Origin of the sequence: Methylobacterium mesophilicum (assembly GCF_022179445.1) — a bacterium.
Classification (GTDB): Bacteria; Pseudomonadota; Alphaproteobacteria; order Rhizobiales; family Beijerinckiaceae; genus Methylobacterium; species Methylobacterium mesophilicum.
In genome coordinates this window covers 19604-34294 of sequence record NZ_BPQU01000007.1, presented here as the reverse complement: position 1 = coordinate 34294, position 14691 = coordinate 19604, and the positions used below count along the sequence as shown (strand labels likewise).

Sequence of the window (14691 nt, the reverse complement as noted above, 5' to 3'; positions counted from 1 at the left end):
GCACTCACGCCGAGCCGATATCCACTTGCGCGCGGAGGCTAATCGAGGCTCACCGGCGGGCTGATCAGGTGATCGAGGTCGTCGAGGATCCAGGTCATCGTCCCGCGCAGCGGGCCGTACAGGCCGATCTGGTGCTGCCGGTACAGCAGATCGTGCGTGAGCCGGGCCGAGAGGCCGTTCAGGCGGCCGCCCCCGAACGTGTAGCGCCCGAGGGTGCCCCACCCGTTGAAATCGGCCAGCGAGACGATGGCGCCCTTCTCGACATACTGGAACGGCGGCAGGTCCGCCGCGACCGTGTCGCCCCGGGCCAGCGCCCGACCGAGATGCAGCGCGAGGTGTTGAGCCTGCTGCCGCGCCGCCTGGGCCGTGGCCGGGACCGGTTTGCCGGTCTTGCTGTCAACGAGGCTGGCGCAGTCCCCGAGCACGACGATCGCCGGGTCCCGGGCCGTGCGCAAGTCGTCACCGACCGTGAGCTGGCCGGTCCGCGACCGCTCCAGCCCCTCGACGGTGCTGAGCACGTCCGGAGCCTTCACGCCGGCGGCCCAGACCTTCAACCCGGCCGAGATGCGGCTGCCATCCTTCAGGGTGAAGCCCGACGCGTCCGCGCCCGTCACCATGGCGCCGGTCCGCACCTCAACGGCGAGGTCGGACAAGGTGCGAGCGGTCGCCCGGGAGACCCGCTCCGGGAAAGCCGGCAGGAGGCGCGGACCGCTCTCGATGAGGGTCAGGCGCAGTCGGCGCGGCAGGTCGGGAGAGCCGTAATCCGAGGCCAGGTTGATGGCGTGCTTCAGCTCAGCGGCCAGTTCGACGCCGGTGGCGCCGCCGCCGACGATGGCGATCTCGAGCCGATCGGGACTGTCGAGCCGGGCCAGCAGGTGGCGCCGCAGGTGCCGGTGGAACGATTCAGCCTCGGTGAGGTCATCGATGGTCAAGCAGTGCTCGGCGACGCCCGGCGTTCCGAAGTCGTTGGCCCTGCTGCCGATGGCGAGGATCAGGAGATCGTAGTCGAGGTCGGCTTCCGGCCGTCCCTGCGCCGCCTCGACTGAGAGCCGCACCCGGCGGGCCGAACGGTCGATCCCGATGAGGGTCCCGGGTTGGAACCGGAAGCCGTTCCGGCTCGCCTGCGCGAAGAAGTCGACCTTCTGCCGATCGGGCCGGGCGGTGCCGGCGGCGAAGGTATGCAGCATCGGCTTCCAGACATGGGACAGGCTGCGATCGGCCAGCACGATTTCGGCTTTGCCACCGCGGCCGAGGCTGGTGGCCACCTCGATCCCTGCAACCCCACCACCGACGATCACGATCCGCGCCTTGTCCGCCATGCCGTCTCCCGGAATTCTCGTTCCCGGTGAACGCAGTGCCGGCAGCGATGTTCGCGACCCGCTGTCCGGACATACCGTGCCGTCCGCCGCCTCCGCGGGAATGGATCGGTCGACGGGAGAATGCGGGCGTAGACCCACCGAACACGCTGTCGCCGCCTGGCATCGGGACCGTTGCGCGGCGATCCGGAATAGCCCCACCGACGCCGATCCCCGATCGAAATGCGGCCCGGCGTCAGACGTCCCTCATCGCCGCCCGGGAGACGCCGTGTAACGCCTTGTTTACCATTTGATCATTGTTAATGACCAATGCTAAACGCCAGAAAAAGCGTTCAATAGCGGACAACCTGCCTAAAAGGGGCGGCCTGAATGGTTGATCTCACCGGCTATCGGCTGACGTTCGACGACGAGTTCAATAACCGCAGCATCTCCCGGACCGGTGTCGGAACGACCTACGCCGACACGCGTGCCGAGTGGCGGACGACCGATGACAGGTCCGATATCGGGTTCGGGCGTTCGTCCTTCGTCGATCCGTCCTCGGGCTACGATCCGTTCAGCGTCCAGAACGGGACGCTGTCGATCACGGCGGTGCCGGACCGGACCCCGTACGGCTATCCCGGAAGCTGGGAATCGGGGCTGATCACCACGCAGAGCAACTTCTCGCAGACCTACGGCTACTTCGAGATCCGGGCCGACTTCTCGAACGATTCGAACGCGTGGGATGCGTTCTGGCTGCTGCCGAACCAGCAGAGCCCGCAATCGAGCGCCACCAATGGTCACCAGGAACTGGACGTCGTCGAGCATTACGGCAACGACGACCGGAGCGTCTACAGCACGATCCACACGACCGATCCGCAGAACGGCATACCCTGGCAGACCAATCGGCAAGTCGTCACCGGTCTGAACAATCCGTCCGGCTATCACACCTACGGAATGAATTGGCAGGCGGACAAGATCAGCTTCTATGTCGACGGCCAGCTGACCGGATCGCAGATCACGCCGTCGGACCTGCACAGCCCGATGTACCTGATCGCCGACCTAGCGGTCCGGAGCGAAGGGACCGCCACGGGAAGCCCGATCACATCGACCATCGACTACATCCGGGTCTACTCCAACAGCACGAACGCGGTCGCGGTCCCACAGGGCCGGGTTTCGTCTCCGGATGGGTACGATCCTGGCCTCTACGGCTCCACCGCCGCCCGTTCGGGCTCCACGACAGGGGTCGGGTCGTCACCCATCAGGGGAGGGGCAGCCGCGTCGTCATCCCTCTCGGGTCCCGCAGCATCGTCGCCGACATCGGTCTCGGGTCTTCCAGCGTCGCCGCCGACATCCGGCGCGGCGACATCATCGCCCGCGACAGGTGCGGCCGCGGCGCCGGCCGGCGCGGAGGCCACGCCCGGATCGCCGCCATCAAACACTCCGGCGCCGTGCTACTGCACCGGCACCCGCATCCTCACAGAACACGGCGAGGTTGCAGTCGAGGATCTACGGGTCGGTCAGCAGGTCGTGACCGCCTTGGGGCAGCTGCGACCGATCCGATGGATCGGCACGCGCCGCTACTCCGGCGCCACCGCGCCGCGAGCGGACTGGCCTGTCCGGATCAAGGCCGGTGCCCTCGCAGACGGCGTACCCATCCGGGACCTCTGGGTCTCGCCGGACCATGCGCTCCATCTGCACGGCCTGCTCGTCGCCGCCGGTCATCTCGTCAACGGCCGGTCCATCACGCGCGGTGAGGCGGTGGCCGACCTGACCTACTGGCATATCGAACTCGACGCGCACGACATGCTGCTGGCCGAAGCCGCACCGGCCGAGATTTTCTTCCCTGCAGCCGGCCTGCGCGCGCGTTTCGACGGCGGCACGGGCCGGCCGGGAATGCGCCCGGCGCCCGCGGCCTATGCCGAGCGCGTGGAGGACGGTCCGTTCCTGAAGGCGCTCGTCCGCCGTCTGATCCAGCGGGCCGGCCTGTCGATGGATGAGCCGGGCTTCGGCGACATCCGCGGCAGCCTGGATGTGTGCGAGATCCGCAACGGCGACCTGCGCGTCGCCGGCTGGGCCCAGGATACCGCGCATCCGAGCGGACCGGTCTGCCTGGACGTCCTCGTGGACGGCGTCGTGGTCGCCATGATGCTCGCGGAGATCGACCGGCCCGATCTCGGCGCGGCCGGGATCGGCGGAGGGCGGCACGGGTTCGACCTGGGTCTGGACGTGCCGCTCGCGGTCGGCGTCTCCCATACCGTGTCGGTGCGCCGCTCGGCCGACGGAGCCGTGATCGGCGCCATGCGGCTCGACGCAACGGGTGAATGGAGCCGGGCGCAGGTCGCCTGACGCCGGAAAGCGACATCATGACGATGCGCGGTAGTATCGACGTGCTCAGCCATCGCCGCATCGTCGGCTGGGCGTGGGAGACGGATGCTCCGGACGTTCCGGTTGCGATCCTGGTGGCGGTCGAGCGGCGCGTCCTCGGTCGCTGCCGGGCCGACCTGTTCCGCGAGGACCTCGCCGTCGAAGGCATCGGCACGGGCCGATGCGGTTTCGCGCTGGACCTCCCGGTCGGGCTGCTCTCTCCGCGCCAGGATCACGCGATCAGCGTGCGGCGTGAGGGTGACGGCGCGCACCTGCCGGGCTCGCCCTACGTGCTCCCGGCGACGCTCCGGATCGTCCGCACGCCATGACGACCCCGCCACCCCGACGACAGGGCCGGGTGGCAGCCACGAAAGGGCACCCGGGGCATCCGAACGAAAAAAGCCGCCCGGAGGCGGCTTCTCGTCGGCGCGGGATGTCCGCCGGGATCAGGACCGCAGGCGGGTCCGGACCTCGCCGAGGCTGGAGCGGATCAGGCCCTGCGCCGCGTCGCCCTGCATGCGCTCGCGCAGGATCGTCTCGGAGACCTTCACGGCCGCATCGGCAGCGGCCGCCCGAACCTGGGCCTCGGCCTGGACCTCGGCCTGTGCGATCTTGGTCTCGGCGGCCTTGGTGCGCCGGGCCAGGAAGTCGTCCAGCTTGCGATGGCCTTCCTCGGCGGCGCGCTTGGCCTCCTCGCGGGCGCCGGCGATGATCGACTCGGCTTCCTTCTCGGCCTCGGCGCGGCGGCGCTTGTAGTCGGCCAGCACGGTCGCGGCCTCCTCGCGCAGGCGCTTGGCCTCGTCGAGCTCGTGACGGACGCGGGTCGCGCGACCGTCGAGGCCCTTGGTCATGGTCGCGAAGGCACCGGCCTTCCAGGCGATCCCCATGAAGATGACGAACGCGACGGCGACCCAGAATTCGGCTTCGAGCAGCATCGTGGGTTCCCGTTCAGTGTGCGGTGGCGTCGAGGGCGCGGTCGAGGGTCGCCGGATCGGGCGCCTGGCCCGTCAGGCGCTCCACGATCGCTGCCGCGGTCTCGCCGGCGATGCTGCGGACGTTGCCCATCGCAGCCTCGGTCCGCGTGCGGATCGTCGCCTCGGCGGACGAGAGCTTCGTGTTCAGGTCGGCTTCGAGCGCCTTGCGCTTGGCATCGGCCTCGGCGGCCAGCTCGTTCCGGGTGGTCTGGGCGATGTCGCGGGCCTTGCCCTGCGCATCGCGGAGCGCGGTCTCATAGGCCAGTCCGGCGGCATCGGCCTCGGACTTCATGGCCTGGGCCTGATCGAGATCGGTCCGCAGGCGCTCTGCGCGGGCGTGCAGGATCGCCTGGATCCGCGGCAGCGCGACCTTGTCCATCAGGTAGTAGAGGAGACCGAAGGCCAGCGCGAGCCAGATCAGCTGCGACAGGAACCCGGAGGTCTCGAAGGGCGGGAAGGCGCCGCTATGCGCTTCCGTGTGCTCGACATGGCCGGGCACGAGCTGCGTGTCGGCGCCCGGGGGCGGCGTGGTGAGGGGATTCGGCTGCGCCATGAGACCGCTACACTGACACCGTTCGCACAGGTCACCGCCGACGCGGTGACGGAAGAAGGCGGACGCCTCGTTCGCGAAGCGCCCACCCGTTGGTCGGGCGGTGAGAGCCCGGTGGAGGCCGCGGCGTCCGCGGCCTCCGAGCGCGTCGATCAGACGGCGAAGAGCAGCAGCAGCGCGATGAGCAGCGAGAAGATGCCCAGCGCCTCGGTCAGGGCGAAGCCCAGGAGCAGCGTGGCGCGCTGGCCGTCGGCCGCGGAGGGGTTGCGAAGGGCGCCGGCGAGGAACTGACCGAACAGGTTGCCGAGGCCGATGCCTGCACCCGCCATGCCAAGGCAGGCGAGGCCGGCGCCGATGTACTTCGCAGCGACGGGATCCATGATAACTCCTGAGGTCTCTTCAGATCGAAACGTGCGGTGACGTTCGCGGCGGGTGGAGCCGGCCAAGTCCGGAGGCCGGGGTGAAGCTGAGCGGCCGGGGCGTGCGCCTAGTGGCCGGGGTGGAGAGCGTCGTTGAGGTAGATCGCCGTCAGCGTCGCGAAGACGTAGGCCTGAAGCGCCGCAACGAGGAACTCGAGAGCGGTCAGCGCGATCGTCAGGAACAGCGGAAGCGGCGATAGCACGCTCCAGGCACCCGCGAGAAGAAGCTGGACCACGAAGAACGCGAAGATCTTCATCGCGATGTGGCCGGCGAGCACGTTCGCGAACAGACGCACCGACAGGCTGATCGGCCGCGAGATGAACGAGATGATCTCGATCGGCACCAAGATCGCAAGCAGCGGCTTCGGCACGCCCGACGGCACGAACAGGCCGAAGAAGTGGGTGCCGTGCTTCATGACGCCGAAGATCACCACGACCGAGATCACCAGGGCGGCGAGGCCGAAGGTGATGATCAGGTGGCTGGTCACCGCGAACGCGTACGGGATCATCCCGAACAGGTTCAGGATCAGCACGAACATGAACAGGGAGAAGACCAGCGGCATGAACCGCTTGCCGCCGTCGCCGGTCGCCTGGTGCACCGTGTCGGCGATGAACTCGTAGAAGATCTCGGCCAGCGACTGCATCCGCCCCGGCACCACCGAGCGCGACGCCGTCGCCACGATCGTGATCAGGGCGATCACGCCGACGGCGGCGAACATGTACAGGGCGGATTGCGTGAACGCGAGTTGCTGATGGCCGATATGGCCGAGCGATACGAGCGGCTTCAGCTCGAACTGATGGATCGGGTCGATCGTGACCGCCATTCCCGCTTCCGCCCCTCTTGATCCGGCGCATCGACAGCGTCGATCGCCTCAAACCCCTATCGACCGGCGCGCCTTATGGCTCTTGCCGATCGTCTCGTCCGGGACGCGCGCCGGCAAAACCAGACACCCGCATCACGTTGTAGATCCCCGCCACGAACCCCAGCATGAGGAGGACGATCAGGCCCCAGGGTTTCGTCCCGAAGACATGATCGACGATCCAGCCGAGTATGCCCCCCGCGATCACCCCCGCGACGAACTCCGTGGAGATCGTCATGGCCTGACCGAGCGAGGAGGGCCCGGTACCCCGAGGCCGCAAGGAAGGATCGGGAGCGGCCTGCGGACGCTTCCGTTCGATCTGCGTCTCGAGACGTCTGAGCCTCGCGGAGAGTTCGCTGTCCGTCGGCGTTCCCGCGGCCTCTTTCCCATCCCTGGAATCGTCGCCGCTCACGGCTGAAACTCACAGGGCGGGAGGATCTGAAACCGGCTGGACGCCCCCATCAAGCGGGCGCACCATAGTTTCGCCTATCTTGGGTGTCAAGGCGACGTCGATACATAGTAAGTCTTTGAACCGTATGCTGTTTTCAGGCTTTTGCCCAGGCTGGGCGGTGGTGCTTCGCGCATCGACCGCCGCGACGATCAGGCACCGATGATCGGCTTGATGACCTTCTCCATGCCGTCGATCGTCATCTCGCCGGTGTAGCGCTCGCCGTTGATGAAGAAGGTCGGGGTAGAGTCGACCTTCATGACGTCCAGCCCGCGCTGCTTCACGGCGTTGACCGCGCCGTAGACCTTCTGGTCCTTCAGGCAGGCCTCGAAGGTATCCTTGGTGTAGCCGGCCTGACGGAGCATCTGCTCCAGCGCGTCGACGGGCTTCTGGGTGAAGGCCCAGGCCGGCTGCTGGTCGAACAGCAGGTCAGTGATCGGGTAATACTTGGCCTCGCCCTGGCAGCGCGCCAGCATGAACGCGGCGGTGGCCAGCGGGTCGAGGGGGAATTCGCGCAGGGTGAAGCGCACCTTGCCGGTATCGATGTAGCGCTCCTTGAGCACCGGCCAGGTGGTGCGATGGAACGCGGCGCAGTGCGAGCAGGTCATCGAGGCGTATTCGATGATCGTGCACTTGGCGTCGGCCGGGCCGAGCCAGACGTCGCCGAGGGGGCCCGGCTGCATCAGGGCGGCCAGATCGGCGTTCTGCGCCCAGGCCGAGCGGGCCAGATAAGGCAGGGCCAAGCCGGCGCCGAGCGCGAGGCCGGTGAACTTGAGAGCGTCGCGTCGCGTGGTCATGGGCAGGCTCCGCCGGATCTGGTCGGTCTTCGCGTCTTTAATCTTGGCGTCCCGATGCGGGTACTCGGGCGCGGCTTTCCTGGCAAGATGACGCAATCGCCGCTGAAACCGGCGGGTCAGCGCTCGGGCCGCGTGGCCACCGCGGCGATCCCGAGGCGGTCCAGGGCGGCGCGCAACCCGTCATCCTCGATCGCGGCCACCGCGCGCTTCACCTCCACGGCCCGGGACGGGTCGATGCCGGTGCGCGGCGCCGGCCGGCCGCCGCGGCCGACCCGGTCCTGCTGCAGCACGAGGCGCGAGACGCAGGCCCAGCCGTAATGCGCGTTGATGCGCTGGATCACCACGGGCGCGAGATGCTGGAGCTCGATCGCGAAGACGCCCTCGACCCGGACCACGAGCGTGCCGGATTCCGGCGCGTCGGCCTCCTTGCGGCGGCGCTTGGGCCATTCGAGCTTCGAGGGCCGGCAATAGCGTGCCAGCCGCTCGCCCACAATCTCCGGCCAGGCCGCCAGGATATCGGTCGACGCGAAGCCCTGCGCCGCGAAGGCGGGCCCGATGCAGCTCTCGATCAGCTCGGCCAGCGGTTTGACGCGCGCCATGGTGCTCTGGGCCTCGCCCCCGGATGAATCGCATCACGGTAGCGCAGCTTCGTTTAAGAAGGGAGCACCGCCCCGGCGTCGGGCGGGCCTATGATCGCCCGGCCCCTCCGGGTATGCAGCCTGGCCCATGCCGACCTGTTCAGCCACGGATTCCGGGTCCGCTTCCGGACCACGCGCCGACGACCTGCTCGCCTGGTACGACCGGCACCGGCGGGTCCTGCCGTGGCGCGCGCTCGCCGGCGAGGTGCCCGATCCCTACCGGGTCTGGCTCTCCGAGGTGATGCTGCAGCAGACCACGATCGCGGCGGTGCGGCCGTATTTCGAGCGCTTCCTGACGCGCTTTCCGGATATCGACGCGCTGGCCGAAGCCCCCGAGGAGGTGGTGATGTCGGCCTGGGCCGGGCTCGGCTATTATTCCCGGGCCCGCAACCTCCACGCCTGCGCCAAGGCCGTCGCGGCGGCGGGCCGCTTCCCCGACACGGCCGAGGGCCTGCGCAAGCTCCCGGGCATCGGCGCCTACACGGCCGGAGCGATCGCCGCGATCGCGTTCGAGCGGGCGGAAGCCGCGGTCGACGGCAATGTCGAGCGGGTGCTGAGTCGCGTGTTCGCCGTGGAGGCGCCGCTGCCCGGCAGCCGCCCGGAGATCCGTCGGCTGACCCAGGCCCTGGTGCCGCACGACCGGCCGGGCGACTTCGCGCAGGCGCTCATGGATCTCGGCGCGACGATCTGCACGCCCAAGCGCCCCGCCTGCGCGCTCTGCCCGTGGATGCTGCCCTGCGAGGCCCGGGCACGCGGCACGCAGGACACGTTCCCGCGCAAGATCAAGGTCGCCAAGGGGGCGCTGCGCCGCGGCGCGGCCTTCGTGGCGATCCGCAGCGGCGACGAGGCGGTGCTGCTGCGGACGCGTCCGCCGGAGGGTCTGCTCGGCACCATGGCCGAGCCGCCCGGCAGCGCCTGGGAGCCGGATTACGACGTCGCCGCGGCCCTCCTGGACGCGCCGATCGACGCCCGTTGGAAGCGCCTGCCGGGCCTGGTGCGGCACGGATTCACGCATTTCCCGCTGGAGCTGACGGTGTTCTCGGCGCGGGTCGCGCTCTCGACCCCGACGCCGCCCGGCATGCGCTTCACCCCGCGCAGCGCGCTGGAGGACGAGCCGCTGCCCGGCCTGATGCGGAAGGTGCTGGCCCACGCCTTCGACCCGAAGCCGGAGCCCGAGAAGAAGCCGCGCGGCCGCTCGAAGAAGGAGCCACCGGCGATGCCGCTGCTCGCGGCCATGGAGGCGCCGATCTCGATGGCCGATCCGGAGCCGCGGCCGAGCGTGCGCGCGGTGCCCAAGCCGCGCCCAAAGCCGGCACCGGAGCCGCCGCCGGACATGGACGACTTTTTGGATGGCGAGCCTGAGGCAGTGCCGGTCCCGGTGCGCGCCCGGCCACCGACGCGTCGGCCGGGCGCGGCGCGGCGGCGTTGACCGGGTTCCCAAAGGGCTCAGCCCTTTGGTGGGGCTTGGGGCGAAGCCCCAAGGTGTTCGCAGGGCTCTGCCCTGCACCCGCCAAAGGGCTCCGCCCTTTGGGATCCCAGGACCGATACGGGGAGGGCTCAGCCGTTCGCCATCGCCTGCCGCAGGCCGGCCCGGTAGCTGTCGATCACCAACGGCTTGCCCGAACGCTCGACGTGCCAGAAGGTCCAGCCGTTGCAGGCCGGAAGACCCTGGACCAGGGCGCCGATCTTGTGGATCGAGCCGATGACCAGGCCGTTGTCGAGCTGGCCGTCCGGACGCACCGTGGCGCGGAAGCGGCGCCGCTCGTCGGTGACGATCTCGCCCGGGCGGATATGCCCGGCCTCGATCACCGAGAGGAACGGCACCCGCGGCTCGGCGCGCTTGGTCGGCGCCACCATGAGGGCCGCCTTCGACAGCGGCTGGACGGCGGCGATCCGCTCCATCGCGGCCTTCGCGTAGGTGGCCTCGCGCTCGATGCCGATGAAGCGGCGGCCGAGGCGCTTGGCGACAGCACCGGTGGTGCCGGTGCCGAAGAACGGGTCGAGCACCACGTCGCCGGGATTGGTCGCCGCCATCAGGGTGCGGGCGAGCAGGGCCTCGGGCTTCTGGGTCGGATGGACCTTGTGGCCCTCCGCATCCTTCAGCCGCTCCTCGCCTGTGCACAGCGGAATGAACCAGTCCGAGCGCATCTGGAGGTCTTCGTTGCCCCCCTTCAGCGCGTCGTAATGAAAGGTGTAGCCCTTCGAATCCGCAGAGCGCGAGGCCCAGATCAGGGTCTCGTGGGCATTGGTGAAGCGCTTGCCGCGGAAGTTCGGCATCGGGTTGGCCTTGCGCCACACGATGTCGTTCAGGATCCAGTAACCGAGATCCTGCAACGCGCTCCCGACCCGGAAGATGTTGTGGTACGACCCGATCACCCAGAGGGTCGCGTTCGGCTTCATCACCCGGCGACAGGCGGCGAGCCATTCGCGGGTGAAGCTGTCGTAGGCCTCGAAGGTCGCGAACTTGTCCCAGTCGTCGTCGACCGCGTCGACACAGCTCTGGTCCGGACGCAGCAGGCCGGCGTCGCCGAGCTGCAGGTTGTAGGGTGGGTCGGCGAACACGCAGTCGACGCTCGAAGCCGGCAGCGCGTTCATGGCCGAGATGCAATCCCCGACCAGAACTTGGTCAAGGGGAAGGGAACGCTGGGCGGGTACGAGACCCATCCGTGGCGCCGATGCGGGCCGCCCGGCACGCGAGACCTGTTTCCGGGCGACGGCATCGGCAGCCACGGTACGCGGGGAAGCCATGGCAAACACCGGTTACGCGACTGACCGGCAGACCATGCGTCGGACACGGTAAAGGCCGGGTTTTCGAATTCGCCGGCCGCGCGTCCCGTTCTGGGGCTGCACTTTTTGCCTACCGCCCAGGCCGCCAGTCTTTCCGCAGAAAAAGCCACCCCTCGACGCGCGCCTAGAGGCGCGACGTCAGTTGCCGTAGCTCGGCTTTGCTGACGGAGTGCCGGCACCGAACCGCCCATTCTTATGGCAGCGCTCCGAACGACAATTGTCGGGTCCGGACGGCATCCGCGTCCAGCTGAGCGGGATACAGGGTCACACCCCACGCAGGGCTTAGGAATTATAGCTGATCGTGGGACCGATGTGGCATCTCTTGCCAGCACTTGCCGATGACCGCGAACGACTGTCGTGTCTGCAAATCGAAGACATCCGGGAAATATTGAGATACAAAACGGGATGTAATCTGCATGACCAGCTCAAAACTGGCTAAAATGTGACCCGCAGCATGCCCGAAAGGCCGCCTTATTCCGGTCGATTTCTGAAACGACTTGCGCCGCCCCGGAAACAACAAGGGAATACGGGAAGAATGACATCTGGTTTCGGTAAGTTCGTGGCCACCGTTGGAATGCTGTCTGCCATCGTCGGAACGACCCTCCCGGCTGCCGCCCAGAGCGGCGGGGCCTCCTGGTACGGGAGCGGCCATCGCACCGCGAACGGTGAGCGTTTCAACCCCAACGGACTGACCGCTGCCCATCGCAGCCTGCCGTTCGGAACCCGGGTCCGCGTGGAGAACCGCAGGACCGGCCGCTCGGTGGTGGTGCGCATCAACGACCGCGGCCCATTCGTGCGCGGCCGGATCATCGATCTCTCGCGGGGCTCGGCGCGTGCCCTCGGCATGGGCGGCACGAGCTACGTCTCGCTTCAAGTCCTGAACTGAAGACCTGGCGTTGACGGCTTGCAGGACGAGCCTGTCCTGAAGCCCTGCGGCCTCCCGACGTTGTCTGCGGCATCGGGAGGCCCCATGTGCTGCGAAAGCAGTCCGGACCCAGCCGCCCCATGCCCAAACCCCTGATCGTCGACATCCCGCACGACCTCGGCCGCGACGAGGCCAAGCGGCGCCTCGAGCACGGCACCGACCAGGCGCGGGCCTTCCTGGCCAAGAGCGGCGTCAGCGTGGACCAGCTCGCCTGGACGGGCGACCGCCTCGATTTCGGGGTCTCGGCGATGACCCAGAAGATCGGCGGCACCATCGATGTCGGCCCCGAGAGCGTGCGCCTCGAGGTGAAGCTGCCGTTCCTGCTCGCCCTGTTCGCCGAGAAGATTCAGAAGGTGGCGAGCAAGGAGGGCAATCTCCTCCTCACCAAGAAGTAGCACGCCGGAACCGGAGCGGCAGGCCCTCGTTGCCGCCCGAACGGTGCAGCCCAGCACCGCGGGCCATCTGGAGGACAGCCGTGCCAGACTTCACCCTCGCCGATCCCGGCCAAGTGCCCGAGGTTCCGCCGCAGCCCACGCCGGTGCCGGACGCTCCCTACGAGCCGCCGCAGGCCCCGACGCAGCCGCCCGGTCCCGAGATCCCCGGGAACACCCCGGCCGAGGCGCCCGGCATTCAGCCGCCGGAGATCCCGGTGAACGATCCCGGCCCGCCGGAGATCAGCCCGCCCACCGGGCCGGCCAACCCGATCGCCTGAGCGCGTGTGCCGCCCCGCCCCGCGGGGCGGCACCGTTTGAACCGGAAGCCCGGCGCTGCCATAAGCCCGGCATGGCCGCTCCCCCGCTTCTGACCCTCCAAGATATCGCGCTGACCTTCGGCGGTACTCCGCTGATCAACCGCGCCGACCTCACCATCTCGCCCGGCGAGCGGACCTGCCTGGTCGGGCGGAACGGCTCGGGCAAGTCGACGCTGATGAAGATCGCCGCCGGCCTGGTCGAGCCGGACAAGGGGCGGTTGTTCCTGCAGCCCGGGACCACGATCCGCTACCTGGCGCAGGAGCCGGATTTCTCGGGGTTCTCCACCACCCTCGATTTCGTCGAGGCCGGATTGCCGCCGAACGAATCCACGTATCGGGCCAAGTACTTGCTGGAAAGCCTCGGCATGACCGGGGCGGAGGATCCGGGCAAGCTCTCGGGCGGCGAGGGACGGCGCGCGGCGCTGGCCCAAGCGCTGGCGCCGGAGCCCGACGTGCTGCTGCTCGACGAGCCGACCAACCACCTCGACCTTCCGGCGATCGAGTGGCTCGAAGCGGAGCTGCGCGGAACCCGCGCCGCCATGGTCCTGATCAGCCACGACCGGCGGTTTCTCTCCGCGTTATCGCGCGCCACGATCTGGCTGGACCGCGGGGAAACACGGAGGATCGAGCAGGGATTCTCGAATTTCGAGGCCTGGCGCGACGCGTTCTTCGAAGAGGAGGAGCGCGACCAGCACAAGCTCGACCGCAAGATCGTCGCCGAGGAGCATTGGCTGCGCTACGGCGTCACCGCGCGGCGCAAGCGAAACGTCCGCCGCCTCGGCAACCTGCACGAGCTTCGCCAGAATCGCCGCGAGGTCCGCCGCCCGGTGGGCAGCGTCAGCATGCAGGCCTCGGAGGCCGAATCTTCCGGCAGCCTCGTGGTGGAAGCCCGGGACATCGCCAAGGCCTACGGCGAGCGGACCATCGTGGACGGGTTGTCGCTGCGCGTGATGCGGGGCGACCGGCTCGGCATCGTCGGGGCCAACGGCGCCGGCAAGTCGACGCTGATCAACCTTCTGATGGGCCGGCTCGCCCCCGATTCGGGGCAGATCGTGCTGGGCACCAACCTGATGCCGGTGGTGCTCGATCAGGCGCGGGCGACGCTGGAGCCCGGGATGACCGTCACCGAGGTGCTCACCGGCGGCCGCGGCGACAGCGTCACGGTGAACGGCCAGAGCCGCCACGTCATCGGCTACCTCAAGGACTTCCTGTTCACCCCCGAGCAGGCCCGGACCCCGGTCTCGGTGCTGTCCGGCGGCGAGCGCAACCGGCTGTTGATCGCCCGCGCGCTGGCGCAACCGGCCAACCTGCTGGTGCTGGACGAGCCGACCAACGACCTCGATCTGGAAACCCTGGACCTGCTCCAGGAGATGCTCGGCGACTACCAGGGCACGCTGATTCTGGTCAGCCACGACCGCGACTTCCTCGACCGGGTCGCCAGCAGCGTGCTGGTCTCGGAAGGGGCGGGCCGCTGGATGGAATATGCCGGCGGCTACAGCGACATGCTGGTCCAGCGCGGGCAGGGGGTCGAGGCCCGCACGGTCACGGCCAAGAAGGGGTCGCGCGAGCGCCAATCCACCGCGCCGGCCCCGCAGGCCTCCGCCAAGCCGAAGCTCGGCTTCAAGGATCAGCACGAGTTGAAGACGCTCCCGGCCCGCATCGCGAAGCTGGAAGCGGCGATCGGCCAGCTCAAGACGGTCCTGGACGATGCCAACCTCTACGCCCGCGACCCGGCCCGGTTCGACAAGGCCACCGCCATGCTGGCCCAGGCCGAGACCGAGCTGTCGCAGGCGGAGGACCGGTGGCTGGAACTGGAGATGCTGCAGGCGGGGTGAGGCCCACACTTAACACCATCAAGGAATTATATCCTAATGATCGGTGCC

The 14691-nt window shown here is 68.7% G+C and carries 16 protein-coding genes; 7 read left to right on the top strand and 9 right to left on the bottom strand.

Annotation, left to right across the window (positions count from 1 at the left end):
• Positions 1-38: 38 nt before the first annotated feature.
• Entirely contained in the window at positions 39-1319 is a 1281-nt protein-coding gene (locus MFF40_RS09745; protein ID WP_238260264.1) for an NAD(P)/FAD-dependent oxidoreductase, read from the bottom strand.
• Positions 1320-1685: 366 nt separating this feature from the next.
• On the opposite strand from MFF40_RS09745, the gene MFF40_RS09740 reads away from it, so the two are divergent.
• Together MFF40_RS09740 and MFF40_RS09735 are read left to right on the top strand one after the other, a co-directional pair.
• Entirely contained in the window at positions 1686-3641 is a 1956-nt protein-coding gene (locus MFF40_RS09740; protein ID WP_238260263.1) for a Hint domain-containing protein, read from the top strand.
• 23 nt (positions 3642-3664) lie between these two features.
• A complete protein-coding gene (locus MFF40_RS09735) occupies positions 3665-3988 on the top strand; it encodes a hypothetical protein (RefSeq protein ID WP_147852908.1) in 324 nt (107 codons plus the stop codon).
• 117 nt (positions 3989-4105) lie between these two features.
• Here the strand turns inward: MFF40_RS09735 and MFF40_RS09730 are convergent, their stop codons facing one another.
• The 7 genes from MFF40_RS09730 to MFF40_RS09700 form a co-directional block, all read right to left on the bottom strand.
• The gene (locus MFF40_RS09730; protein ID WP_187277584.1) at positions 4106-4591 is read right to left on the bottom strand and encodes a F0F1 ATP synthase subunit B family protein; all 486 of its coding nucleotides are present in this window, start codon (positions 4589-4591) and stop codon (positions 4106-4108) included.
• Positions 4592-4607: 16 nt separating this feature from the next.
• On the bottom strand, positions 4608-5186 hold the full coding sequence (locus tag MFF40_RS09725) for a F0F1 ATP synthase subunit B family protein (RefSeq protein WP_147852910.1): 579 nt from the start codon (positions 5184-5186) through the stop codon (positions 4608-4610).
• 149 nt (positions 5187-5335) lie between these two features.
• Entirely contained in the window at positions 5336-5563 is a 228-nt protein-coding gene (locus MFF40_RS09720; RefSeq protein WP_007566773.1) for a F0F1 ATP synthase subunit C, read from the bottom strand.
• A gap of 107 nt (positions 5564-5670) precedes the next feature.
• Positions 5671-6426, bottom strand: a complete 756-nt coding sequence (locus MFF40_RS09715) for a F0F1 ATP synthase subunit A (RefSeq protein ID WP_147852911.1) — start codon at positions 6424-6426, stop codon at positions 5671-5673.
• Between the two features lie 73 nt (positions 6427-6499).
• Positions 6500-6874, bottom strand: a complete 375-nt coding sequence (locus MFF40_RS09710) for an AtpZ/AtpI family protein (RefSeq protein ID WP_147852912.1) — start codon at positions 6872-6874, stop codon at positions 6500-6502.
• Positions 6875-7062: 188 nt separating this feature from the next.
• A complete protein-coding gene (locus tag MFF40_RS09705; RefSeq protein ID WP_147852913.1) occupies positions 7063-7707 on the bottom strand; it encodes a DsbA family protein in 645 nt (214 codons plus the stop codon).
• Positions 7708-7823: 116 nt separating this feature from the next.
• The gene (locus MFF40_RS09700) at positions 7824-8306 is read right to left on the bottom strand and encodes a DUF721 domain-containing protein (RefSeq protein WP_147896289.1); all 483 of its coding nucleotides are present in this window, start codon (positions 8304-8306) and stop codon (positions 7824-7826) included.
• Between the two features lie 127 nt (positions 8307-8433).
• Between MFF40_RS09700 and mutY the strand changes: the two genes are divergently transcribed.
• A complete protein-coding gene (mutY, locus tag MFF40_RS09695; RefSeq protein ID WP_147896290.1) occupies positions 8434-9774 on the top strand; it encodes an A/G-specific adenine glycosylase in 1341 nt (446 codons plus the stop codon).
• A gap of 128 nt (positions 9775-9902) precedes the next feature.
• On the opposite strand, the gene MFF40_RS09690 is transcribed toward mutY, so the two are convergent.
• Complete coding sequence (locus tag MFF40_RS09690; RefSeq protein WP_283206097.1) at positions 9903-11093, bottom strand: site-specific DNA-methyltransferase; 1191 nt, start codon at positions 11091-11093, stop codon at positions 9903-9905.
• Positions 11094-11667: 574 nt separating this feature from the next.
• Here MFF40_RS09690 and MFF40_RS09685 point away from each other — a divergent pair.
• From MFF40_RS09685 to MFF40_RS09670, 4 genes are all read left to right on the top strand, one after another.
• On the top strand, positions 11668-12018 hold the full coding sequence (locus tag MFF40_RS09685) for a septal ring lytic transglycosylase RlpA family protein (protein WP_147896292.1): 351 nt from the start codon (positions 11668-11670) through the stop codon (positions 12016-12018).
• Positions 12019-12137: 119 nt separating this feature from the next.
• Positions 12138-12452, top strand: a complete 315-nt coding sequence (locus MFF40_RS09680; protein WP_147854969.1) for a polyhydroxyalkanoic acid system family protein — start codon at positions 12138-12140, stop codon at positions 12450-12452.
• Between the two features lie 80 nt (positions 12453-12532).
• Positions 12533-12769: a hypothetical protein gene (locus MFF40_RS09675; RefSeq protein WP_147854970.1), complete on the top strand. Its 237-nt coding sequence runs from the start codon at positions 12533-12535 to the stop codon at positions 12767-12769.
• A gap of 71 nt (positions 12770-12840) precedes the next feature.
• Complete coding sequence (locus MFF40_RS09670; RefSeq protein WP_147896293.1) at positions 12841-14643, top strand: ATP-binding cassette domain-containing protein; 1803 nt, start codon at positions 12841-12843, stop codon at positions 14641-14643.
• The last annotated feature ends 48 nt before the right edge of the window (positions 14644-14691 follow it).

What these genes read in the sequence shown, in the direction of transcription:
- MFF40_RS09685 (WP_147896292.1), top strand. Translation starts at nt 11,668, where the DNA reads ATGACATCTGGTTTCGGTAAGTTCGTGGCCACCGTTGGAATGCTGTCT.
- MFF40_RS09705 (WP_147852913.1), bottom strand. Translation starts at nt 7,707, where the DNA reads ATGACCACGCGACGCGACGCTCTCAAGTTCACCGGCCTCGCGCTCGGC.
- MFF40_RS09740 (WP_238260263.1), top strand. Translation starts at nt 1,686, where the DNA reads ATGGTTGATCTCACCGGCTATCGGCTGACGTTCGACGACGAGTTCAAT.
- MFF40_RS09720 (WP_007566773.1), bottom strand. Translation starts at nt 5,563, where the DNA reads ATGGATCCCGTCGCTGCGAAGTACATCGGCGCCGGCCTCGCCTGCCTT.
- MFF40_RS09725 (WP_147852910.1), bottom strand. Translation starts at nt 5,186, where the DNA reads ATGGCGCAGCCGAATCCCCTCACCACGCCGCCCCCGGGCGCCGACACG.
- MFF40_RS09700 (WP_147896289.1), bottom strand. Translation starts at nt 8,306, where the DNA reads ATGGCGCGCGTCAAACCGCTGGCCGAGCTGATCGAGAGCTGCATCGGG.
- MFF40_RS09715 (WP_147852911.1), bottom strand. Translation starts at nt 6,426, where the DNA reads ATGGCGGTCACGATCGACCCGATCCATCAGTTCGAGCTGAAGCCGCTC.
- MFF40_RS09745 (WP_238260264.1), bottom strand. Translation starts at nt 1,319, where the DNA reads ATGGCGGACAAGGCGCGGATCGTGATCGTCGGTGGTGGGGTTGCAGGG.
- MFF40_RS09680 (WP_147854969.1), top strand. Translation starts at nt 12,138, where the DNA reads ATGCCCAAACCCCTGATCGTCGACATCCCGCACGACCTCGGCCGCGAC.
- MFF40_RS09690 (WP_283206097.1), bottom strand. Translation starts at nt 11,093, where the DNA reads ATGGCTTCCCCGCGTACCGTGGCTGCCGATGCCGTCGCCCGGAAACAG.
- MFF40_RS09735 (WP_147852908.1), top strand. Translation starts at nt 3,665, where the DNA reads ATGCGCGGTAGTATCGACGTGCTCAGCCATCGCCGCATCGTCGGCTGG.
- MFF40_RS09670 (WP_147896293.1), top strand. Translation starts at nt 12,841, where the DNA reads ATGGCCGCTCCCCCGCTTCTGACCCTCCAAGATATCGCGCTGACCTTC.
- mutY (WP_147896290.1), top strand. Translation starts at nt 8,434, where the DNA reads ATGCCGACCTGTTCAGCCACGGATTCCGGGTCCGCTTCCGGACCACGC.